The organism is Thermodesulfovibrio sp. TK500a, from assembly GCF_055381765.1.
Map to the genome: position 1 here is coordinate 400,512 of NZ_AP041606.1, position 21,515 is coordinate 422,026.

General features: G+C 36.8%; 23 protein-coding genes and 1 tRNA gene. 10 read left to right on the forward strand and 14 right to left on the reverse strand.

All coding sequences use genetic code 11. From position 1 onward, the window contains the following. Positions 1–8 precede the first annotated feature (8 nt). The 5 genes from ACZ430_RS02075 to ACZ430_RS02095 are packed head-to-tail and all read right to left on the reverse strand — an operon-like array spanning position 9 to position 4,595. On the reverse strand, positions 9–1,250 hold the full coding sequence (locus ACZ430_RS02075; RefSeq protein WP_297213613.1) for a LeuA family protein: 1,242 nt from the start codon (positions 1,248–1,250) through the stop codon (positions 9–11). Between the two features lie 26 nt (positions 1,251–1,276). Next, positions 1,277–1,765 (reverse strand): acetolactate synthase small subunit, encoded by a 489-nt coding sequence (gene ilvN / locus ACZ430_RS02080; RefSeq protein WP_297213615.1) that lies wholly within the window; start codon positions 1,763–1,765, stop codon positions 1,277–1,279. 9 nt (positions 1,766–1,774) lie between these two features. Beyond that, the gene (gene ilvB / locus ACZ430_RS02085; protein ID WP_297213618.1) at positions 1,775–3,505 is read right to left on the reverse strand and encodes a biosynthetic-type acetolactate synthase large subunit; all 1,731 of its coding nucleotides are present in this window, start codon (positions 3,503–3,505) and stop codon (positions 1,775–1,777) included. A 46-nt stretch (positions 3,506–3,551) separates the two neighbouring features. Next, positions 3,552–4,319: a sugar phosphate isomerase/epimerase family protein gene (locus tag ACZ430_RS02090; RefSeq protein WP_297213621.1), complete on the reverse strand. Its 768-nt coding sequence runs from the start codon at positions 4,317–4,319 to the stop codon at positions 3,552–3,554. Continuing rightward, complete coding sequence (locus ACZ430_RS02095; RefSeq protein WP_297213624.1) at positions 4,320–4,595, reverse strand: FmdB family zinc ribbon protein; 276 nt, start codon at positions 4,593–4,595, stop codon at positions 4,320–4,322. Positions 4,596–4,702: 107 nt separating this feature from the next. On the opposite strand from ACZ430_RS02095, the gene ACZ430_RS02100 reads away from it, so the two are divergent. After that, on the forward strand, positions 4,703–5,695 hold the full coding sequence (locus ACZ430_RS02100; protein ID WP_297213627.1) for a dTDP-glucose 4,6-dehydratase: 993 nt from the start codon (positions 4,703–4,705) through the stop codon (positions 5,693–5,695). Positions 5,696–5,722: 27 nt separating this feature from the next. On the opposite strand, the gene ACZ430_RS02105 is transcribed toward ACZ430_RS02100, so the two are convergent. Next, positions 5,723–6,475: a vitamin K epoxide reductase family protein gene (locus ACZ430_RS02105; protein ID WP_297213630.1), complete on the reverse strand. Its 753-nt coding sequence runs from the start codon at positions 6,473–6,475 to the stop codon at positions 5,723–5,725. 139 nt (positions 6,476–6,614) lie between these two features. On the opposite strand from ACZ430_RS02105, the gene csrA reads away from it, so the two are divergent. The 8 genes from csrA to ACZ430_RS02145 all read left to right on the forward strand — a co-directional run bounded on the left by csrA (position 6,615) and on the right by ACZ430_RS02145 (position 14,558). After that, positions 6,615–6,899: a carbon storage regulator CsrA gene (csrA, locus tag ACZ430_RS02110; protein ID WP_297213633.1), complete on the forward strand. Its 285-nt coding sequence runs from the start codon at positions 6,615–6,617 to the stop codon at positions 6,897–6,899. Then, the gene (gene fliW, locus ACZ430_RS02115; RefSeq protein WP_297213635.1) at positions 6,886–7,296 is read left to right on the forward strand and encodes a flagellar assembly protein FliW; all 411 of its coding nucleotides are present in this window, start codon (positions 6,886–6,888) and stop codon (positions 7,294–7,296) included. The genes csrA and fliW overlap by 14 nt, the downstream gene beginning before the upstream one ends. A 10-nt stretch (positions 7,297–7,306) precedes the next feature. Then, entirely contained in the window at positions 7,307–9,451 is a 2,145-nt protein-coding gene (locus tag ACZ430_RS02120; protein WP_297213638.1) for a methyltransferase domain-containing protein, read from the forward strand. Between the two features lie 65 nt (positions 9,452–9,516). Next, complete coding sequence (locus ACZ430_RS02125) at positions 9,517–10,527, forward strand: TAXI family TRAP transporter solute-binding subunit (RefSeq protein ID WP_297213640.1); 1,011 nt, start codon at positions 9,517–9,519, stop codon at positions 10,525–10,527. An 85-nt stretch (positions 10,528–10,612) separates the two neighbouring features. Then, the gene (locus ACZ430_RS02130) at positions 10,613–10,969 is read left to right on the forward strand and encodes a hypothetical protein (protein ID WP_297213644.1); all 357 of its coding nucleotides are present in this window, start codon (positions 10,613–10,615) and stop codon (positions 10,967–10,969) included. A 102-nt stretch (positions 10,970–11,071) separates the two neighbouring features. Then, complete coding sequence (locus ACZ430_RS02135; RefSeq protein ID WP_440871040.1) at positions 11,072–11,182, forward strand: hypothetical protein; 111 nt, start codon at positions 11,072–11,074, stop codon at positions 11,180–11,182. A gap of 209 nt (positions 11,183–11,391) precedes the next feature. After that, positions 11,392–13,383 (forward strand): hypothetical protein, encoded by a 1,992-nt coding sequence (locus ACZ430_RS02140; protein WP_297213646.1) that lies wholly within the window; start codon positions 11,392–11,394, stop codon positions 13,381–13,383. Between the two features lie 125 nt (positions 13,384–13,508). Next, on the forward strand, positions 13,509–14,558 hold the full coding sequence (locus tag ACZ430_RS02145; protein ID WP_464910641.1) for a WD40 repeat domain-containing protein: 1,050 nt from the start codon (positions 13,509–13,511) through the stop codon (positions 14,556–14,558). Positions 14,559–14,604: 46 nt separating this feature from the next. Here the strand turns inward: ACZ430_RS02145 and ACZ430_RS02150 are convergent. The 8 genes from ACZ430_RS02150 to xerC form a co-directional block, all read right to left on the reverse strand. Continuing rightward, positions 14,605–14,676 (reverse strand) — tRNA-Val (locus tag ACZ430_RS02150). A gap of 42 nt (positions 14,677–14,718) precedes the next feature. Beyond that, positions 14,719–15,060, reverse strand: coding sequence for a cupin domain-containing protein (locus tag ACZ430_RS02155; protein WP_297211521.1), 342 nt, complete (start codon positions 15,058–15,060; stop codon positions 14,719–14,721). Positions 15,061–15,073: 13 nt separating this feature from the next. Beyond that, the gene (locus tag ACZ430_RS02160) at positions 15,074–16,243 is read right to left on the reverse strand and encodes a class I SAM-dependent RNA methyltransferase (RefSeq protein WP_297211523.1); all 1,170 of its coding nucleotides are present in this window, start codon (positions 16,241–16,243) and stop codon (positions 15,074–15,076) included. After that, positions 16,231–16,830 carry an FmdE family protein gene (locus ACZ430_RS02165; RefSeq protein WP_297211524.1) on the reverse strand — a complete coding sequence of 200 codons (600 nt, stop codon included), beginning with the start codon at positions 16,828–16,830 and terminating at the stop codon, positions 16,231–16,233. The genes ACZ430_RS02160 and ACZ430_RS02165 overlap by 13 nt, the downstream gene beginning before the upstream one ends. Then, a complete protein-coding gene (locus ACZ430_RS02170) occupies positions 16,820–17,542 on the reverse strand; it encodes a septal ring lytic transglycosylase RlpA family protein (RefSeq protein WP_297211526.1) in 723 nt (240 codons plus the stop codon). The genes ACZ430_RS02165 and ACZ430_RS02170 overlap by 11 nt, the downstream gene beginning before the upstream one ends. Next, on the reverse strand, positions 17,514–18,896 hold the full coding sequence (gene hslU / locus ACZ430_RS02175; RefSeq protein WP_464910642.1) for an ATP-dependent protease ATPase subunit HslU: 1,383 nt from the start codon (positions 18,894–18,896) through the stop codon (positions 17,514–17,516). Before hslU ends, ACZ430_RS02170 begins: the two co-directional genes overlap by 29 nt. Further along, entirely contained in the window at positions 18,851–19,384 is a 534-nt protein-coding gene (hslV, locus tag ACZ430_RS02180) for an ATP-dependent protease subunit HslV (protein ID WP_297211530.1), read from the reverse strand. The genes hslU and hslV overlap by 46 nt, the downstream gene beginning before the upstream one ends. Beyond that, a complete protein-coding gene (gene xerC, locus ACZ430_RS02185; protein WP_297211532.1) occupies positions 19,385–20,290 on the reverse strand; it encodes a tyrosine recombinase XerC in 906 nt (301 codons plus the stop codon). Positions 20,291–20,417: 127 nt separating this feature from the next. On the opposite strand from xerC, the gene ACZ430_RS02190 reads away from it, so the two are divergent. Next, the gene (locus ACZ430_RS02190) at positions 20,418–21,515 is read left to right on the forward strand and encodes an inositol-3-phosphate synthase (protein ID WP_297211534.1); all 1,098 of its coding nucleotides are present in this window, start codon (positions 20,418–20,420) and stop codon (positions 21,513–21,515) included.

Here is a 21,515-nt window from a genome sequence, read left to right on the forward strand (position 1 = left end):
TTATCCTCCTATGGTGTTACTGTTAGAATCTGCCTGACAATGTCAGGATAGGTAGCAATGAGTTTTAACTCATCGTCAGTAAGAGGCTTCTGTGTGTGTAAATTGGCATACTGAACGAGTTCAAGTATGTTTCTTGCCTCATTGTCATCGTGGAATTCTATTCCAAGCTTGCTGTAAACATATCTAAATCCTTTAATTCCGCCGTACTCTCCTGTTGTAATAATTCTGCCTGTCTCAAGAAGTTCTGGTTCTCCCCTACCAACGTCTTCTGGAGAGTAAAGTTCGTAGTTGGAACGGTCTTTTAATACTCCATCTGCATGTATGCCTGATTCATGAGCAAAAGCATTAGCACCGACACCGGGCTGGTTTATGGGAATTGGAATGTTAAAGGCATAGGATGCGTATTTTGCTATTTTCCATGCCATATGTAGATTAATGTTCTCATCGAGAGGGCATTTTTCTCTTAAGCCATGGGAGAATTTAAGCGCAAGAATAGTTGAGACCAGGTCAGCATTTCCTGCTCTTTCACCGTAGCCATTTACGGTGGTGTTTATATAGCTGTCTACGCCTGCTTCAATAGTACCCTGAGCACCTGCCACAGAGACTGCTTCAGCCATTCCGAGGTCATTGTGACAGTGCATCTCTATAGGAAATCTTGTAGCAAGAGCAAGAGTGTGAATCCTCTCGTAAATTGTTATAGGGTCTTCGCATCCAAGAGTGTCGCAATAACGAAATCTGTCCCCCCCTGCTTCTTTTCCAGCAAAAATAAATTCAATTAATCTGCTAAGCTCTGTCCGGGAAGCATCTTCTGCATTAAAGCCAACAGTTTCTGCACCGAGTTCCTTTGCGAGCTTTACAGCATTATACATACCCTTTACAATATCATCCCATGTCTTTCTTCCCTGGAACTTACCCTGTATCATTATTTCAGAAGTTGATACAGATAGATTTAAATGTTTTATTTTAGGGCAGTTTTTAAATGCCAATTCAACATCCTCTGGAATTGCCCTTGCCCATCCTTCAAGATGGATTCTTTTGAAAGCTCCTACCTCAGCAAGCTCAAGATTAGCATTGATATAGTTGACCTCATGCTTAAGTGTTGGAAATCCAATCTCACTCTGATATACTCCCATCTCATCAAGATAGAGATTAAGTAATGTTTTTGAAAGCTTTGGAAGTAAAATTCTTGATGTCTGAACACCATCTCTATTTGTTACGTCAATAAGGTAAACTTTCCCTCTGTTTGCCATTTATTCCTCCTTCTTTAACTTTTTTGTTATTTCTTTTGAGAAATCTCTCTTGGAATGGCTACCTTGCCTGTTCTGACAAATTCTTTTATACCTAAAGGCTTCATTAATTCTATAAATGCCTGAATTTTCTTTTCATCACCCGTTACTTCTATCGTATAAGTTGTTGGACCTGAATCCACCACTCTACCTCTAAATATCTCAACAGTCTTAAGCAATTCAAGTCTGTTTTCCTTTCTTGGAGCTACTTTCATGAGCACCATCTCTCTTTCAACATGGTCTATCTCAGTTAAATCAACTACTTTTATAACATCAACAAGTCTGTTAAGCTGTTTGGTTATCTGTTCAATTACCCTATCATCTCCAGTTGTAACAATGGTCATTACGGATATTTGAGGGTCTATAGTCTCTCCTACGGATAGACTTTCAATGTTGTAGCCTCTACCACTGAAAAGCCCTGCTATTCTGGCCAATACCCCAAACTTGTTCTCTACAAGCACAGATATAGTGTGTCTCACAACACCCTCCTATTTAACAGCCTTGAGCTTTCTTTCTTTTTTCTTCTCTTCAAAAATCATCTGGTCAATAGGAGCACCAGGCGGAACCATAGGATAGACCTTCTCCTTCCAGTCTACAACAAAATCCATGAATACGGGTTTTCTAATTGATAAAGCTTCTTTTATTACCGGCTCAACTTCGCTTGGCTTTGTTGCTCTTAGTCCTACTGCTCCGTAAGCTTCTGCTACCTTTACAAAGTCTGGAGCAGTACTCAGGTATGTATGAGAATACCTCTCGCTATAAAATAACTCTTGCCACTGCCTCACCATACCAAGATAGCTGTTGTTTATTATCGCAACTTTGACAGGCAAGTCATATATTACAGCAGTAGCAAGCTCCTGTATGTTCATCTGAATACTACCGTCTCCAGCAATATCTATAACAATCTTGTCAGGATGGGCAAGCTGTGCACCTATGGCAGCAGGAAATCCGTAACCCATTGTGCCAAGCCCTCCAGAGCTAACCCATCTTCTTGGTTTATTGTATTTATAAAACTGTGCTGCCCACATCTGATTCTGACCAACTTCTGTTGTGATAATTGCCTCACCCTGTGTTAGTTCATAAATTTTTTCAATTACATATTGGGGCTTTATGACTTCAGGGTCAAATTCATAGGTTAGAGGTCTCTCTTTTTTCCACTGAGCTATCTGTTTTAGCCAAGCCTTTCTGACTTCATCCCATTGGGGCTTCACCTCTTCCTTTAGAATCTTATTCAAAACCTCTAAAACTCTACTCACATCGCCAACTATAGGAATGTCAACTCTTACATTTTTACGAATGGAAGTAGGGTCTATGTCTATGTGAATAATCTTTGCATTAGGTGCAAATGCATCTGTTTTTCCGGTAACTCTGTCATCAAATCTCATTCCAATAGCTATTATGAGGTCTGAATTTTGAACAGCCATGTTTGCATAATATGTGCCATGCATTCCAAGCATTCCAAGAGAAAGTTCATGGGTTCCAGGGAAACTTCCAAGCCCCATAAGAGTATTCGTGACAGGAATTTGAGTGAATTCGGCAAGTTCTCTTAAATGTTCGTGAGCTTCTGATATAACACATCCGCCGCCGGCTATGATTACAGGCTTTTTAGCCTTAGCAATTTCACTGGCAGCCTTTTTTATCATGTAAACATTGCCTTCATATGTGGGATTATAACTTCTGATATGAATCTTTTCAGGCCATACAAATTCTGCCCTTCCCTGTGTCACATCTTTTGGCAAATCTATTAAAACAGGCCCAGGTCTTCCTGATGTGGCTATGTAAAAAGCTTCTCTTACTTGCCTTGCAAGGTCTTTCACATCTTTCACTAAAATATTGTATTTTGTGCAAGGTCTTGTAATTCCAACAATGTCAGCCTCTTGGAAGGCATCATTTCCTATAAGAAAAGTAGGCACTTGACCTGTGAAAATTACAAGAGGGACAGAATCCATAAATGCAGTGGCAATTCCCGTTACCGTATTTGTAGCACCAGGACCGCTTGTAACCAAAACTACTCCAGGTTTACCTGTAACTCTTGCGTAACCATCGGCTGCATGAGTTGCTCCCTGTTCATGTCTTGTGAGGATCAGTTTAATATCAGGGTCATCGTAAAGAAGGTCGAAAATATCAAGAATTACCCCGCCGGGGTAACCAAAAATGTGCTTTACACCTTCTCTTTTAAGACACTCAATTAAAATTTCTGCACCCTTCATTTTTGCCATGGCTATACCCTTACTTTAATATATTTTAAAGGATAAAATAACACAGTTAATCTAAATTAATCAATTCATTGAATTTTTTTATACTTTTGAAAACTTCTTCAGCATTATGAGCTTCTATTGTGTAGACATAATCTCTCTTATCGAAGAGACTGAAAAGTTTTTTAAAATCAAAAGAACCACTGCCTATTGATAGATGCTCATCGAAACCGCCGTTGTTGTCGTGGAGATGAAATTCAAATATGAAAGGACCAAGCGTTGATATCCATTCTTCGAGAGCTTTCTTTGAAAATAAGTTAAAATGGCCTGTATCAAAACAAATACCAAAGAAAGGAGAAGAAAATTTATCCATGAGCAATTTTAAACTCTCCGGTTCCTCTTCAAATATGTTTTCTATGGCAATTTTTATCTTTAAACTTTCCGCTTTCTTTAAAATCCTCTCCCATGTAAAAAGACTCTGTTCAAGCCAAATATTAACCTTAAAGGCATATTTCCATTTATCATAGCCAGAGTGAAAAACTATACACTTAGGATAGAGAATTTCAGCAATATCCAAGACCTGATTAAATCTCTCAATAGTTATATCTCTTACTCTTGGGTCAACAGCACCGGGTGAAAGGTCCAAGAATGGACCATGAAAAGACAGAAAAGGATTATAAGAGAGAGAATCTTTGAGCCTTAATATAGCCTTTTTATCAATCTCATCAAGGCTTACTCCGTCAAAATATATCTCAAGATTTAATTTCTCCCTCTGAATAATATCAATATAGTCATAAAATTTACGGTAAGGAATATGGACATGAGGTTTGATAATCATCTATGAATTTACCTTTCCATCAGATTTTTCTTGTGAAACATTTGTTTTTTCTGTATCTTTCGACTTTTTTCCGTTTGAGCCATTATTTGAATTATTTTTTCTTACATAGTCTGTAACATACCAACCACTTCCCTTTAAAATAAAAGAAGACTGAGAGATTAACTTTCTCAGCTCTCCTCCACATATAGGACAACTTTTCAGGGGCTCATCGCTAAACTTCTGGATAAACTCATGAATTTTGTTGCAATTCAGACATTCGTACTCATAGATGGGCATAGGTAGCACCTCCTTCTGTTATTTTATGAAGTCTTCTATAGAAATATTTTAAAATATACCCTCTAAATTTTGGTATAATAACAAAAAAGTCTTAGGAGGCACTCATAATGAAAGTCCTTGTAACAGGCGGTGCTGGTTTCATAGGTAGTGATTTCGTAAGATTAGCAGCCAGAAAGGGCTGGAAAGTTACTGTGGTGGACAAACTTACCTATGCAGGTGACCTTGAGAGACTTAAACCTATTCAGGATAGGCTTGACTTCTATAATGCCGATATCCTTGACAGAGATGAGATGAGAAAAATATTTGAAAAACACTCTCCTGAAGCAGTTCTACACTTTGCATCAGAGACAAACATAGATAGGTCTGTAATTGAACCAAGCATATTTATGGAAACTAATATCATTGGAACTATCTATCTCCTTGAACTTGCCAGAGAATTCAATGTTAAGAAATTTATAAATATCACCTCTTATGAAGAATATGGTGAGATTAAAGAAGGAGAAAGAGATGAAGACTGTCCCCTTAATCCTCGTTCTCCCTATGCAGTAAGTAAGACTTCTGCTGACATGCTCGGACAGGTTTACTGGCGAGCTCTTCAATTACCTGTGATTACTTTAAGGCTATGTAGCATCTATGGCCCTTGGCAAAATCCTGAGAGACTCATACCTATGACCGTTCTAAAAGCCTTGAGAAACGAACCGATACCTATATATGGAACAGGAGACATAATTCGTGAATGGTTATACTTATGCGATTGTATAAGAGCGGTTTTTGCGGTTTTAGAAAAAGGAAAACCAGGAGAAGTTTTTAATGTAGGAAGTGGAGAGAGATTTCAGGTCATCGATATTGTTAAGCATATTCTTAAATTACTTGACAAGCCAGAAAGCTTAATCAAATTTGTTCCTGACCGTCCAGGACACGAGAAAAGATTTGCCATTTGCAGTGAAAAAATAAAAAACAAACTCGGTTGGACACCTACCACAAAATTTGAGTCAGGATTAAAAATAACTATTGATTGGAATTTAAACAACAGAATGTGGCTTTTCAAAAAACTTTTCTATTACGAAGACCTATGGAGCAAGCTTTACAGGGAAGATTAAAAATGAAGAAGCTTCGCTGTTAATTAACTACTTACAATCGGCAGGTGAAAATATTGGACACACTTCTCCTGCCTCCTGTTTAGGAACAGCTTTTACAAGAAGATAGTTTTTTATTTTATCTGCTCCAACTATAAATTTCTTCTCCACCCCTTCATCACAAAACAATATGGGAACAGAGTTTATATTTAAAGCTCTTAGTATAGCTGTAACTTCCTTTACATCAATTTTTTGAACAGGTATCGACATTTGCTCACAATACTGAATAACTTCCTTGCATTTAGGGCAATTACTTGAATAAACAAGCACATACTTTGAAGAGGGTATTTCATTCAGTTGTGGATTGACAATATAAGTAATAAAAAACACCGAAATAAAGCTAATAAAGGCATAAGCAAGTTCTCTTCTACCCCGGAGAAATCTAATTAATGCTGAGAAGAAAAGAATTACAAAAATAGTAATACAAAACAAACAGAACTCCTTAAGTATAAAACTCTGAAAACCTAATAGATATCCCTCCACGGAAAGAGCAGATATTAGCAAAATTGAATGTAGAGACTGTAACTTCTTACTGAATGTAAGAAAAATTAGAGCTCCAAACAGCAAAACTCCTCCCAAAAGTAAGATAGCTTCCCCACCCCTTACAAAGCTTTCAACAATTCTACATCCCTCAGTCCTGCAAATGCTTTTACCATAGACATTCAAAAGTAATTCTATTGTTGTGAGGGCAAAACCTATGGCATAAAGAAAAATTTGTGCGGAAAACTTCTCTTTTAGTCTCATAGATTTAATATACCTTAAGAAGAGATTAATTTCAATTTACCTGACTTGCGAAGATAAAATTTCATTGAGCTGAGAGTTGCATTTTTTGTTTAAGTCATATAAATTATCTAAGGAGAAATTTTTAAAGGAGATAAATTAATTGTTAGTTCTCACGAGAAAAGCAGGTCAGTCAATCCGAATTGGCGATAGTATAGTTATCAAGATAGTCAGCGTTGATGGTTCTCAAGTAAAAATAGGCATAGAAGCACCGAAGGGGATAGCAATATTCAGAGAAGAACTCTACGAAAAGCTAAGAGAGAGCAATATAGAAGCAGTTACCACAGCGAAAGAACTCAAACTTGATGAATTAATCTTTAATTCTGAAACTTCTTTGAAAAAGACCGAAGTATATCAAAGCAAGGAGACAGGCAATGATAACCCTTAAATCAGAAAGATTCGGAGAAATACAGATTGAAGAAAATGAGATAATTCATTTTCCCCTCGGCATACCCGGTGTGCCCTTTGATAGATTTATAATAAGAGATTTAATTGAGCCAGTAAAATGGCTTATAGCGATTGATGATACAGATATAGCCATGCTCATTATTTCACCGTTTAAATATTTTCCAGAGTATAGTTTTGAGTTAAACGATGAAATTGTAACAGTACTTGATGCCAAAAGTGAGGAAGAACTTGAGATATATGTCTCACTTCTAAAACACGAGGACGGAGTAGCAGCAAATCTTAAATCTCCGTTTGTGATAAATAAAAATAAGAAGATAGGGGTGCAGATTCTTCTCGAAGATGACCATTACAGCTTTAAAGAACTCATAAAAAAGTGAGGTCTCATAAATGAAAGTATGGAAAGCAAAGACAAAGTTTGACTTAAGTTTCAACGGATACGACTTCAACATAAAGCCGGGCGATAAATTCCTCTTTGCCGATGATGTTTTTAATCTCATGCCAGAAAACATAAGAAACCTCTTTGAGCAGGCTCACAGTGTCCTTCCTCCCTTTTACAAAGGTGAAAACCTAAATGGTAAAACCCTTCTCGTTATTGCTCAGGCTGCATTCGGTGATGCCCTATGCATGACTCCAGCCCTAAGGGAGATAAAGAAAAAGTATCCAGAGATGACCCTGAATGTAACAATTTCAGGAAGGGCAAGACCTGTTCTTGAGGGACTTCCCTATATTGACAATCTCCTGCCTATGCCAGTGTCATTTAAAGAAGTTTCAAGGGCAGACTATATTGTAAAAGTAATTGAAATGGTTAATACTCCCCAGTTTGACAACCTCTCCCTTGTTGATTACTATCTTTGGAAACTTTACATATATAAAGCTGAGAAGGAAACTCCTGATGTGATTGTTGACCAGAATATTTTTACTGAAATGAAAGAGGCTTTCGATAAGATTAGAGAAGCATCGGGCGGAAAAAAGGTCTTGCTCTTTCACTATCTTGCCTCTTCAGTCCATAGAACCCTTCCGCCAAGGCTTCTAAAAGAGATTGAGGACTTAATATGGGATGAATATGTGCCTGTCATATGTTCGCTTCCCGAAGAGGATATTACTGTTGAGACAGCCCTTGATGCCTATGGGATTAGGGCTGCAAATCTATCAGTTTTTATGAAAGATATTCGATACTTGATTGCCTCTGTTGCCCTCTCTGATGCAGTGATTACGGCAGACACGGCAACACTTCACATTGCAGCTGGACTTGAAAAACCAACTGTGCTTGTAGCTGGTCCTATTGATGCTGAATTGAGGGTTGGAAATTATCCTACTGTAATTCCTGTTTCACCAAATTACAGAGGTGATACCTGTGTGTCTCCCTGTATGAGACACGCCATAAATGAACCATGCATTGAGGCACAGGTAAAAAGACAGTTTTATAGTCCCTGTATTTCGGCAATACCTCCAAAGGTAATTTACTTTGCCCTAAAAGATGCTGAGTTGCTCATTCAGAAAGAATACGAGAAACCTTCAAAATGCATAGTTTGCGATTTTGAGGGAGAAATACCCCTTTTTGAAGTAATCAACTCTTCAAGAATTTTCGAGTGTCCATCTTGCGGTGTTCATTTTGCCTATCCAATGAAAACAATGGATTATGAAAAAGCCTATGAAAAGGATTATGATAATCTATTGAAATTCGGTTCATCCCTTGCCTATGAATCCTATCAAGAGATAAAGGATGAAAAAGCAGAGATAGAGTCTTGGAGTAACTTGCCAAGGTTTAATGTTTTAATTCCTCTGCTTACTCAGATTCCAAAGGGAAAACTTCTTGATGTAGGATGTTCTACTGGTTTCTTTATGCTGATTGCAAGAAAATGGGGATTTGATGTCTATGGAATAGAAGCCTCTGAGAAGGCTGTTAAAATTGCCCAGGAAAAATTTAAATTAAATGTTGTTAAAGCAAATACTTTTGCTCAATTGCCAGAAGAGCTTAAAAAACAGTATGACCTGATTACTGCCTTTGAAGTTCTTGAACACTTAGTTAGCCCCATTAATTTTTTAAGTGAGGCTTTCTCATTACTCAATGATGGAGGAATGCTTATACTTAGCTGTCCTCCCTTCTACAAGTTTGAAAACACAGCAAGAGGTTACAGAAAATACAAGTGGTGGTATAATGATTACCCACCCCATCACGTAACTCGTTGGAAACCTTGGACACTTCACTATGCCCTTAAAAAAGTTGGTTTCAGTGAAGTCCATATTTTCACAGAGCCTCTCCTCCCAGGAACAGTCTTTGAAGGAGTTACGCCGCTTAGTTTTCAGCTGAAACTTCCGAATGAGCAAACGATAAACATAGATTCAAAAACTACAAAAGCAATTGTAGCCGAGACACTTAAACCCCTTTATCTTAATTCCCGTCTTCTTGGTAACTTTCAGTATGCCATTGCTGTCAAAGGTAAAAGCCCAATAAACTTTGAAGAAGTAATCAAAAGGGCAATTCGATACTCGGCAGTTGAGACTATATGGAGTAAAGGAGATTTTCTATAACAAAAATGTTGACTTTTTTGTCTCTTAATATTATCATTTCAAATAAAAAAAATTGGGGGGTCAATATGAGAAGAATACTTCAAATGCTACTGTTTGTCGCTATAACTTTCACTTTTACCATACTTTACTATCAGATATCTGATGCAAAGGAAAAGTTAGTTCTAAGATGGGGTGCTACTTCTGTTCGTTCTGGGCTTTATGCCATTACCGCAGATATGGCAAGAGTTGTAAACAAAGCTTATCCCAATGAAATAGAAATAAGAGTTGTAGAGACAGGAGGATATACTGACAATCTTAATCGTATACAAAAGAAAACAGTACATATGGGGCCTTCTGATATTACTGCAGGATATGCTAACTATCTTGGTTTACTCGATTATAGAGGTAAAGCTAATCCAAATCTCCGAATAATGTGGGGAGGTTATATTACTCCTATACATATAATAGTCTCAGAAAAAAGTGGAATAACTGACATAAGACAATTAAATGGAGTTGAATTTGCCATGAATCCTGGAACATCAACGGGAAGACTGGTTGATTTTTTCTTTAAATCTTTAAATATCTACCCCTCTTACAAAATGATTAGTCTTGCAGAAAGTGTAGATGCTATGAAAGCAGGAACAGTAAAAGGCTGGTATAAATCAGGCTTTAGGGACAAGGCAATAGTTGAACTTGAATCAAGTATGGACATAAGAATTCTTCCCGTAACACAACAGATGATTGACCAATTCAATAACACCTATCCTGGCTACGGACATTCAATTAAAATTCCCGCAGGATTATTTAAAAGCGTCAAAAAACCCCAAATGAGTCTCGCTTTTATAGTAACTGATTTTATAGATAAAGACGTGCCAGAGGATGTTGTATTCAAAATAGTAAAGGCAGTATGGGAAAACAGACAAAAAATTGCAGGCTCAAACTCCACCCTAAAAGAAGGTGATTTTGAAGATATGTTTGGTATGGCAGTTAAATATAGCAATGTCCCCTTTCATGCTGGAGCTGTTAAATTTTACAGAGATGTATTAAAATTAAATATTCCGAGGAAATTACTGCCTCCAGAGATGAAAGTAAGATAAGGGAAAATAATAACATTTTTCAAACTCTCAAGAGCGACATATTGTTTATTTCTAAATTTTTGTTTGAAAAATCAGGAGGAAAAAGATGAACTTTTTTTTAAAGAGTCTTATGGTGCTAATTATCAATCTAAGCATATTTTCCTATTCTTTCGCTGAACCAACTGTAGTTGTAAAACCTTCGAAGGGTAAACCAGCTGAAATAATAACTATAGAAGGGAAGGGATTTAAACCTCAGGAGGAAATCGAAATTGTCTTCGTTGTAAGCGAAGACGAGAAAGCAGTCCTTGGAACGGAAAGAGATGATGTAATAAAGACTGACTCGAATGGTAATTTCCTTATTGAAACAGGAATACCCATAACTGCAAAGCCTGGAAATCATAAGATAGAAATTTCAGGAAACAAAGGAAGTTTTATAGAGACTTATGTAGAAGTTGTTCCCTAAAAGTCTTTCAAGGAGTTATTTTTGAGAAAAAAAGCTCTTAAAAAAGCGAAATGTAAATACTGTAAAAATCAAATCTTAGTTTTTTTCTATTGAAGTAGAGTAGTGCTCTGCTGTAGTGAATGCGGAGCAGAATTTAAGGTTTCCGAGTATATGAACGACATAGATGAAGAAACATGGGAGCTTATTTCAAGACGCTCCTGCGACAGAGCTTAATCTATTTTATCTTTGCCCCCATTTTTTGTAATTCTATAAAAACTAAGCAAGTTGAAATCCGCTATTATAGTTGAAAGCTGAATATGAAGGGAGCTGTGAAAAATAACTTGATAGGGCTTCATGTATTTGATAGAATTGAAATAAAAAAGTTTTAACTTTATAAGTAACGGGAGGAATAGCTTAAAAAAATGATATAAAAGGGGGCTAAAATGACAAAGGTTTTTATTATCAAATTTTTTATTTTTATCCTATTTTCCTTTATTCTTTCAACTGTTTCTGCTTTTGCCCAAGTAGACGTAGAAAAAATGGCCAAAAATTTCAATATATATCTTTCTTTCCCTGAAAAACATTTTCAGCTCAAAGATGGAAAATACTCCGGTAGAACATCTCCTCAAGATTTTGCAAATGTCTCGATTGAAAAGATAGTTATTAAGGACTTAAACGGAGATGGCTTGGATGATGCTGTGCTTGTTACAGTTGGAAACTATGGAGGAAGTGGAGGCTTCTATGAGCTTACAGCTCTGCTTTCAACAAGCTCTGGCTTGGTTCAGACAAACTCAATAGTCATTGGAGACAGAATCAATATAAAGAAAATTCAAGTGCACAGTCCAGAGGCGCATAGTCCTCCAGAGTTAGGACTAATTAAGCAAAACTTCGAGATATTGATTTACATGCTTAAACATAAACCTAATGACCCTGCCTGTTGTCCAACAGAACCTACAATAGAATGTTTCACTATACATAAAAACAAACTCATACCATGTAAGGAAGCTCCAGAGCCACCTGTAGTAAAAAAACCTGCTTTATATCTTTATCCAATCAAAAATCAAGAAGTAGAAGTTGAGATAAATCCTAAAGGCAAAGTTTTAAAAACAATTCCAGAGTATAGAGAAAAATGGAAAGTATATGTAACAAAGAATGGTAAAATTAACGGTAAATACAACTATCTTTTTTATGAAACAACCTTGAATGCTCCTATTCCCGAATATCAAAGGGGATGGGTAGTAAGTCATAAAGAACTCTCCCGATGGTTTGATGAAACTCTAACGAAATTTGGTTTAAATAAAAGAGAGATTAGAGATTTCAAAGCATACTGGCTTAATGAACTTCCTCAATTTCCATACTACGAAATCAGACCACTGGATACTCAGTTCGTAGAGGAAAATCTTACCATTAAGATAAATCCAAAACCTGAGACAGTCATAAGAGTAATACTACACTTCAAAGGAACAGATACTCCCTCAAAGTTAGAAGAACCTGCGATAATTACAACTGTAAGAAAGGGCTTCACAGCTGTTGAGTGGGGAGGCATATTAGAAAATAGCCCCAATTCAGACATTAAGCCTCAAGCTAAATACAGCTTTCTTGCTCAGGATACGGGGGTGGTAGTTTTAAGAGCAATAGATTTAAGGGAACATAAACTCTCAATCAAGCTGAGCTCAAACGGCTGCACAGATAAAAAAGCTTTAAAATCTCTTATTAAAAAATCAGAGGGACTTGACAGGGAAGTGCCTCACTATGAAATTACGCTCATAAGGGAAAAGCCAGACAGATGTAAGGCACTTATTTCTGAGGGAACTACAATTGTCTATGACTTAAAGGAAGAATTTGGGATAAATACAAAACTCCCATATACAGTAACAGTTAAAAATCCAATCTACCCGCTCATCACTGATGAACCATACTTTCAATTTTTCCCTAAAAAAGAGGAGAAACCAAAGCCTGTTGAAGAAGATATGTCTCTAAAAGAGCATCTGATAAAAGCAACTGTCAGGGCGATTGAAATGGAGATAAAAAGATATGAGACAAGTCAGCAGAGGGATAAAGAGGATAAGATTGATAGGCTTAGGAATGAAATTGAAAAATTCAATAAAATGAAGCCTGAAGATTATATTTTAGGCTATCCTAATGGTGCTGAATCTTCTATGGAGATGTTCACCTACGGTCCTCTAATGCCTCCGATTCATAGACAGGTAGAAGCTATTATAGAAGAGCCTCTTAAAATTGGTTCAATACTCAAACTCACAACCATGACAAAATCTGGTCCTTTTTACCATATTGCAGGAATAAATGAAAATATAGATATAGCTAAAGAACTAAAGCAGGGACGATATAGAATGAAACTCTATTTAGTTTACAAAAGAGAATACTTCGGATTTATTCCAAATTACTACGTTTACATAGCAGAGGTAGAAAAATGATGAATTTAGTTAAATACAGCATTTCTCATAAAAAACTAATAACACTTCAGATAAAGAAGCTGAGTTAGAGATAAAAATGCTACCACTAAGGAGTTTTATCGCAGATGCTCTCTAATCTTGAGAAAATGAAAAAATTTGGGTTTAGCATTCAGACTGTTCTATTTTTAGCGTTCTTTTTAAATACTACTTTAACAGCTGAAACCCTTTCAAAAAATATCATAACAGTAGAAACAGATATGCATACTTCTTTGATAACATCAATTTCTGCTGATAAAAACAGCAAATACTTTCTTACAAGCTCCTATGACAAAACTCTCAGACTTTGGGATACAAAAGATGGAAAATTAATAAAAGTTTTTATTGTTCCCCCACCGGATAACACTAAACTGTATAAAGCTAAAATTTCCCCTGATGGTAAACATATAGCTGCATTAACCTCAGAAGGTGTCTATGTTTTTAATTTAGACAATGGAGAAATCATCAAGAGAATTGACCTCTCCGGATATCGAATAGAAAACTACTACTATTGGTTTGATATATACTATTCGGAGAATTCTCAGAATTTGGCAATTTATAGCTTATACGACCAAACAACAAAAGTTTATAGTGCGAAAAACTACGAATTTATAAAAAAATTCAATGGAAAATTGTTCTTCTCGCCATCAGGAGATATACTTAATTTTGATGGTAGAAAGGTTATAATTTACGACTCCCATCTCAGAGTAAAGAGAAAGATAAAATTTCCATCTTATCCTGATCATGTTTCTTTCTCTAAGGATGGTAACATGATTGCTTTTGGATATTCGTCAGCCTTAAATGAAAAAACTCATTATATTAAAATCGAAATTTACTCTGCTGAGTTAAAGAAAGTAGTTACGATAAGTGATAAAGTTAATCAAGAATTACTTCACAAACTTTTCTGGTCTTCTGATGGAAAAACTATTTATGCTGTTTACGGAATTGTAACTTTTAAAAACTACTCTTTCAATAAGATTTTAAAAATTGATACCTCCAATAAAAAGATTATTTCAACCATAAATATCAACAATTTTGGGGAAGTTACAGATTTAGTTTATTTAAAAGATAATAAATTCGCTGCTGTAACAAATATACCATCGATTTTAATCTTTGATAAAGACAAAACCATTTTACTCAAACTTAATCAGAGAAATTGATGGGAGCAAAATTTCATAATGGACAGAAACCATTGAGTTTAATCAATGGGCGATGAGGGATTTGAACCCACGACCTCTTCCGTGTGAAGGAAGCGCTCTCCCCCTGAGCTAATCGCCCATTTGATGAATTATAAAGTTATTTGAGTTTGTTTTGTCAATCTTACCAAAGAGCAGGAGCATGAATTACGTAAGATTTTAGTGGAATTTCGCCAGTGGATTTTAATCCGTGAAGTTCATTGGCTCCTACCACTATAATGTCTCCCGCTTTTATTCTTATCCATTCATTATTTAAAAACATCTCGCCCTCGCCCTGCAATATGAAAATGCTGTCAATTTCTCTTTCATGGGTATGAAGAGGAATTTGAATTCCTGGCACTACTTCAAGAATAATTATGCTTAACTCTGGATGCCTCTCTTTTGTTGAAACATATCCAACCTTTACGCCTTCAAATTTAGGATGAGGCTGCATGTTTACCTCTTGCAAATTGATTTTTAAAGCCATACTCTCCTCCTATTTATTCAAGTTTCATTAAAGCCACATTTTCAATGTGATAAGTCTGAGGAAACATGTCCACTGGTTGAACCTCTATGAGTTTGTAACCTCTTTCTCTTAGATATTTTAAATCTCTGGCAAGGGTTGAGGGCTCACAGGATACGTATATAACTTTTTTTATGCCTTTTTCTGCTATTGCCTGAAGAACTTCTTTCATTACACCAACTCTCGGAGGGTCAATCACTATCGCATCTGCGCTAATATCATCCCTCGCAAGCGTTTCCTCTGTCTTTTCACATAGATAGGTTATGTTGTCAAAATCCTTAATATTTGCTTGCGCATCTTTATAAGCTGACCGACTTTCTTCAATGGCTATTACTCTCTCTGCTTTTCTGGCTATGAAAACAGTAAATGTTCCTACTCCTGCATAGGCATCTATAACCGTTTTGTCCTCTTCGGTAATGTAGTTCAATACTGTTTTAATTAAGTTTTCTGCCTGATAGGTGTTTACTTGAAAGAATGATGGCACCGATATTCTAAACTCCTTGTCAAGGAGTTTTTCCGTGTAGAATAGTTGTCCCGTTTTCAGTTCTTCTATGTCTATTTCAGGCTGAACAAGATAGTTTGAGGTGTTTATGCCATATCTTATTGTAATGTTATGAGTCTTTCTTTTAGGACTTTTTCCTTGAATAAGAGATAGAATTTTGTTAATATTATCATGCATTATGTGGCAGTAAGAGACATGAATAAATCGATGGGTGCCTCTTATTTTAAAGCCTAAAAGTTTCTCTCTGTTTATTGAGAAATCTCCTCTATTTCTGTAATTGTAAGGATTTTCAGCATAAATTGTGAGATTTGTAAAGTCCTCGGGATTTTCAAAACCACCAATCCTTTTAAGCTGTTCCATGACTACTATTTCCTTGAGTTTTGTTTGGTAACTGTAGGCAACATGCTGAAAGCTACATCCTCCGCATCTACCGAAGAGTTCACAGGGAGGAGTTTCTCTGAAAAGGGATGGTTCTAAAACCTCAATGATTTCTCCTCTACAATAATCTCCCTCATCTTTAATTATCCTAACCTTAACCGTCTCTCCAGGAATACCATAAGGAACGAATACTACCTTTCCGTTGTATTTTCCAATAGCCTCTCCAAGATGGGCAATCCCTGTAAGGCTAATTTCTATTTCTTGCATAGAATAGCCTCAAAACAGGGTATGCATAAAGTTCTTCCGTTCAAAAGCCTTGCCTTTATCTCGGCAACCTTTTCTCCACATTGTTCACATCGGAGGCTTTTAAATATTCTTGCCTCTTTAGGTGGGTTGAAAGAAGGGTAGGATATTTTAAGTAGTTTTTCTTTATCAGCATTGAGTATCTGTTTTGTTTTTTCAGCTTTTCTTCTATTGATGAAATCTAAAACTTCTTTAGTTCGTTCTCCTTCGGTAAATCTTCTCCATATGGCCTTCTCTTCATCTGTTTCTGTTAATTCGAAATCTATCGAAATTCTCACAGCCTTTTCTTTTTTTCTGTCAAAAAACGTATATACCTGTTTTCCGTAATCTCTGTAAAGAAGATTACCCTTTCCAAAGGTGCAACCTGTAATTACCTGAATAGCATCTACTGCACAGGAGTCGTTTTCTACAATGCAGACAATTTCCTCATCTTCAGCTCTCTTTATACCAAGCTCTTCTATGGCTGCAAGGGCAACTCTGTAACCTAATGCAAGACCGGGGCAGCTGTGTCCGTGAAATTTTACTACCTCATCAAATCTTTCAAATTTCATCTCTAAGACCTCCTTCAAAATTTGTTATAAGAACCCTGTAGCCTTCCTGTCCCATAGCTTTTGCAACACCGTATGCCTCATCATAACTTCTGTATTTTCCAACCCTTACTCTGTAGAAGACTTCTCCTTTGACAGAGGCTTTGATTATGTAAACATTTTTGTAATTGAGGCTCAGGGCTTCTTTCAGCCTCTGGGCATTTTCAATTTCTCTGAAAGCTCCCACCTGAATTGTTAACTGGCCATTAATAGGTGAGTATTTTACATATCTTACGTAGGCTAAATCTCTTCCTATCGGCTCCATTAATACCTCTGTAATTCCTAAACCTATGAGGTCTATCTTTCTTGCAGAGGCATAGGATAGGTCAAGGTCTCTACCTGGAACAAAAGGTCCTCTGTCATTGACAGTGCATACTACGTCTTTACCATTCTTGAGATTTGTCACCTTTAGCCTTGTTCCAAATGGATATTCTCTATGAGCACAGGTGTAGTCATACATGTTATATATCTCTCCGGAAGCAGTTGGTCTTCCGTGAAACTCCGCACCATACCAAGAGGCAACTCCTCGTTTTGCTTCTGCAGAGGGCTGATAATCTACCGAAGATGGTCTCTTTGCTGGTGCACAGGATATTGCAAGCAAAGAGACCAAAAAAGCTATCTTCAGCCTTAAGCCATATTTTTTAAGACTAAAGAATGTATCTACTGAGGTCTTCACTTTTGACTATTTCACTTAGTTTTTCTCTTACAAATTTTGCGTCAATCTTAATTGTCTGTCCTGTAAGTTCGGAAGCATTAAATGATATGTCTTCAAGTAGTTTTTCCATTACTGTATGAAGTCTTCTTGCTCCTATGTTTTCTGTTTTTTCATTTACGTGTTGTGAGATTTCTGCAATTTCAGCTATTCCGTCTTTAGTAAACTCAAGCTTAACTCCTTCTGTGCTAAGCAGTGCTATATACTGTTTTATCAGAGCATTGTCGGGTTCTGTAAGAATTTTTATAAACTCCTCTTTCCCAAGAGAGCTAAGCTCTACCCTTATTGGAAATCTACCCTGAAGCTCGGGAATTAAATCAGAAGGTTTTGCCACATGAAAAGCCCCCGCTGCTATAAAAAGTATATGGTCCGTTTTAACAGGACCGTATTTAGTCGTTACTGTTGAACCCTCTACTATAGGCAGTAAGTCTCTCTGGACTCCTTCTCGGGATACATCGGGTCCATAAGAGCTTCCACGAGAGGCGATTTTATCAATCTCATCGATAAATACTATTCCTGTCTGCTCAACTCTCTCGATAGCCTCTTTTGTTACTTTTTCCATATCAATCAATTTATTTGCCTCTTCCTGCGTGAGTATCCTTATGGCTTCAGCGATTTTCACTTTTTTTCTCTTTACTTTTTCTGGAAGAAAGCTTCCAAGCATTTCCTTGAGATTTATTTCAATCTCTTCCATTGCCACGTTTGAGATAACTCCGAAGGGTATCACTTTTTCTTTCAAGTCAATCTCTACATACCGTTCATCAAGAGCTCCCTCACGAAGTTGTTTCCTGAGTTTTTCTCTTGTCTCTTGATATCGAGTTCTCTCCTCTGCCTCATTAATATCTCTTGTGTATCTTGGCTGAGGCAGAAGAATGTCAAGAATTCTCTCTTCTGCCATCTGCTTAGCCTTTTCTTGAACTCGCTGGGAGTGTTCCTGTTTAACCATGTTCATTGATACTTCTGTGAGGTCTCTTATTATTGATTCTACGTCTCTTCCAACATAACCTACTTCAGTAAATTTTGATGCCTCTACTTTAACAAAAGGAGCATTTACAAGCTTTGCAAGCCTTCTTGCAATTTCCGTTTTACCAACTCCCGTAGGCCCAATCATGAGAATATTTTTCGGAAGCACTTCATCTCTTAATTCCTTCGGTAGTAACTGTCTTCTAAATCTGTTTCTAAGAGCTATGGCTACAGCCTTTTTAGCACCTTCCTGGCCAATTATGAATTTATCAAGCTCTTCAACTATCCTCTTCGGTGTAAGATTTTCCATTACTCCAACTCCTCCATTACAGTCGTATTGTTTGTGTAAATGCATATCTTTGAAGCTATCTCCATTGCTTTATTTGCAATTTCTCTTGCAGAAAGTTCAGTATTTTCATAAAGTGCCTTTGCAGCAGCATAAGCAAAAGGTCCTCCAGAGCCAATTGCTGCAATTCCCTCCTCAGGCTCTATTACATCACCATTACCAGAGAGAACAAGGATATGCTCTTTGTCTGCCACAAGAAGCAATGCTTCAAGTCTTCTGAGAATTTTGTCAGTTCGCCAGTCTTTCGCGAGCTCTACTGCTGCTCTGAGAATGTTTCCTTTGTATGTCTCAAGTTTGCCTTCAAATCTTTCAAAAAGTGTAAAAGCATCTGCTGTAGAGCCTGCAAAGCCTGTGAGAACCTTACCATTGTAGAGTTTCCTTATTTTCTTTGCATTATGTTTAAGCACCGTATTTCCAAAAGTTACCTGCCCATCAGATATCATAACAACTGAACTGTCTCTTTTTACGCATAAAACCGTCGTTCCGTGAAACTCCATTTAGTTTTCCTCCTTATTAAGTGGATGGGATTTGTCATAAATCTCCATTAGATGCTTTAAATCAATATGCGTGTAAATCTGAGTTGTTGATAGAGACGAATGCCCTAACAATTCTTGTATCACTCTTAAATCAGCACCTTCCATGAGAAGATGACTTGCAAAGGTGTGTCGTAGGGTGTGAGGTCCTATTTTTTCTTGAATTCCAATTGCTTTAGCATATTTAATTACCACTCTTCTTACCTGTCTGTCGGAGATTCTATTGCCCCTGTTGTTTATGAAAAGAGGAGCTTCCTGAGTGGCAAATTTCTTTTTTATTCTCAAGATATGTCTCATAGCAAGATATTTTTTTATTGCTTCCTTTGCCTTCTGTCCTAACGGAACAATTCTTTCCTTTTGCCCTTTTCCTTTTACCTTTATTAGTCCATCTTTAAGATTTAAATCCTCCAGATTTAGACTGCATAACTCACTAACTCGTATTCCACAACCATAAAGAAGCTCTAACATAGCCCTGTCTCTCTGGACAATGAACTTATCTTCTGAGGAGGCTTCGATAAGCTTGAAAGTATCATCTATTGTTAAGAATTTAGGCAGATTTCTTCTTACTTTAAGAGAAGATACTGCCCTTGCAGGATTAATCTTGATTATTCCCTCGCTGTAAAGATAAGAAAAAAAAGACCTAATTGATGAGAGTTTTCTCGTCACCGTTGTTTTAGAATTGCCCTTTAAAATTTGTTCTGAAATAAAACCTCTAATAGCAACGGAATCTACTTCTTCTGGCATAGTTTTTACAAACTGAAAAAATTCGAACAAGTCTTTTTTATACGCTCTAATAGTGTTTGGTGACTCACCTCTTTGAAGCTTGAGATAATTCAGAAAATTGTTTATGTAATTTGTGGTAGTATCCACGCTTAAAAGATATTGTAAAATCCAATGCTCAATTAAATCAACACTTTAAGGCTTGACATAAAGATATTTATTAGTTTATAAAATTTTGTTTTAGCATTTTTTCATCCAAAAGGACAAGGAGATAAGAATGGGAAAAATAAAGCTTGCTATTGTTGGACTTGGAAACTGCGCAAGTGCTCTTATTCAGGGAATTGAGTATTACAAAAATTATAAAAGCGAGGAAAAAATTCCGGGATTGATGCATTTTAATCTCGGAGGTTATCTTCCAGGAGACATAGAGGTAGTTGCAGCTTTTGATATAGACAAAAGAAAGGTAAACAAACCTCTTAAAGAAGCTATCTTTGCCAAGCCTAATTGCACCAAAATTTTCTATTCTAACCTGCCAGATTATCCTGTAAAAGTCTCAATGGGACCAATCCTTGACGGTGTTGCTGAACACATGAAGGATTACCCAGATGATAAGAGATTTATTCCTGCCGATGAAAAGCCTGTAGATGTGGTAAAAGTTTTAAAAGAAACGGGGGCAGAAATAATAGTAAGCTATCTTCCCGTAGGTTCAGAGGAAGCAACCAGATACTACGCCCAGTGTGCGCTTGAGGCTGGTGTTGCTTTCATCAACTGCATACCTGTCTTTATTGCTTCCGATGATGAATGGATAAAAAAATTCGAAGAAAAGAAAATTCCTATAATAGGCGATGATATAAAAAGCCAGATTGGAGCAACAATAGTGCACAGAGTTTTAAGTAAACTCTGCATGGACAGAGGGGTTCGTATAACAAATACCTATCAATTAAATGTTGGTGGAAACACTGACTTTCTCAATATGCTAAATCGTAGTAGACTGACCTCAAAAAAGATTTCTAAAACAGAGGCAGTAACGAGTCAGATAACTCATGAACTTGAAGCAGAGCATGTTCATATTGGCCCTTCTGATTACATACCGTGGATGAACGACAATAAAGTATGCTTTTTAAGAATAGAGGGAGAAATTTTTGGAAATGTGCCGATAAATTTAGAGCTCAGATTGAGTGTGGAAGACTCACCTAACAGTGCAGGTGTTGTCATAGATGCCATAAGATGTTGTAAATTGGCTCTTGACAGGGGAACTGGCGGACTTCTCATTTCGCCATCTGCCTATTTCATGAAACACCCAAGAGTTCAGTATCCTGACGAAGTGGCAAAAAATATGGTGGAGGAGTTTATAGAAGGAAAGAGGGAAAGATAG

Coding starts and splice junctions, on each gene's coding strand:
- ACZ430_RS02075 (WP_297213613.1), bottom strand. CDS start 1,250: ATGGCAAACAGAGGGAAAGTTTACCTTATTGACGTAACAAATAGAGAT.
- ilvB (WP_297213618.1), bottom strand. CDS start 3,505: ATGGCAAAAATGAAGGGTGCAGAAATTTTAATTGAGTGTCTTAAAAGA.
- ACZ430_RS02090 (WP_297213621.1), bottom strand. CDS start 4,319: ATGATTATCAAACCTCATGTCCATATTCCTTACCGTAAATTTTATGAC.
- ACZ430_RS02095 (WP_297213624.1), bottom strand. CDS start 4,595: ATGCCCATCTATGAGTACGAATGTCTGAATTGCAACAAAATTCATGAG.
- ACZ430_RS02100 (WP_297213627.1), top strand. CDS start 4,703: ATGAAAGTCCTTGTAACAGGCGGTGCTGGTTTCATAGGTAGTGATTTC.
- ACZ430_RS02105 (WP_297213630.1), bottom strand. CDS start 6,475: ATGAGACTAAAAGAGAAGTTTTCCGCACAAATTTTTCTTTATGCCATA.
- fliW (WP_297213635.1), top strand. CDS start 6,886: ATGATAACCCTTAAATCAGAAAGATTCGGAGAAATACAGATTGAAGAA.
- ACZ430_RS02120 (WP_297213638.1), top strand. CDS start 7,307: ATGAAAGTATGGAAAGCAAAGACAAAGTTTGACTTAAGTTTCAACGGA.
- ACZ430_RS02125 (WP_297213640.1), top strand. CDS start 9,517: ATGAGAAGAATACTTCAAATGCTACTGTTTGTCGCTATAACTTTCACT.
- ACZ430_RS02130 (WP_297213644.1), top strand. CDS start 10,613: ATGAACTTTTTTTTAAAGAGTCTTATGGTGCTAATTATCAATCTAAGC.
- ACZ430_RS02140 (WP_297213646.1), top strand. CDS start 11,392: ATGACAAAGGTTTTTATTATCAAATTTTTTATTTTTATCCTATTTTCC.
- ACZ430_RS02145 (WP_464910641.1), top strand. CDS start 13,509: ATGAAAAAATTTGGGTTTAGCATTCAGACTGTTCTATTTTTAGCGTTC.
- ACZ430_RS02155 (WP_297211521.1), bottom strand. CDS start 15,060: ATGGCTTTAAAAATCAATTTGCAAGAGGTAAACATGCAGCCTCATCCT.
- ACZ430_RS02160 (WP_297211523.1), bottom strand. CDS start 16,243: ATGCAAGAAATAGAAATTAGCCTTACAGGGATTGCCCATCTTGGAGAG.
- ACZ430_RS02165 (WP_297211524.1), bottom strand. CDS start 16,830: ATGAAATTTGAAAGATTTGATGAGGTAGTAAAATTTCACGGACACAGC.
- hslU (WP_464910642.1), bottom strand. CDS start 18,896: ATGCATTTACACAAACAATACGACTGTAATGGAGGAGTTGGAGTAATG.
- hslV (WP_297211530.1), bottom strand. CDS start 19,384: ATGGAGTTTCACGGAACGACGGTTTTATGCGTAAAAAGAGACAGTTCA.
- ACZ430_RS02190 (WP_297211534.1), top strand. CDS start 20,418: ATGGGAAAAATAAAGCTTGCTATTGTTGGACTTGGAAACTGCGCAAGT.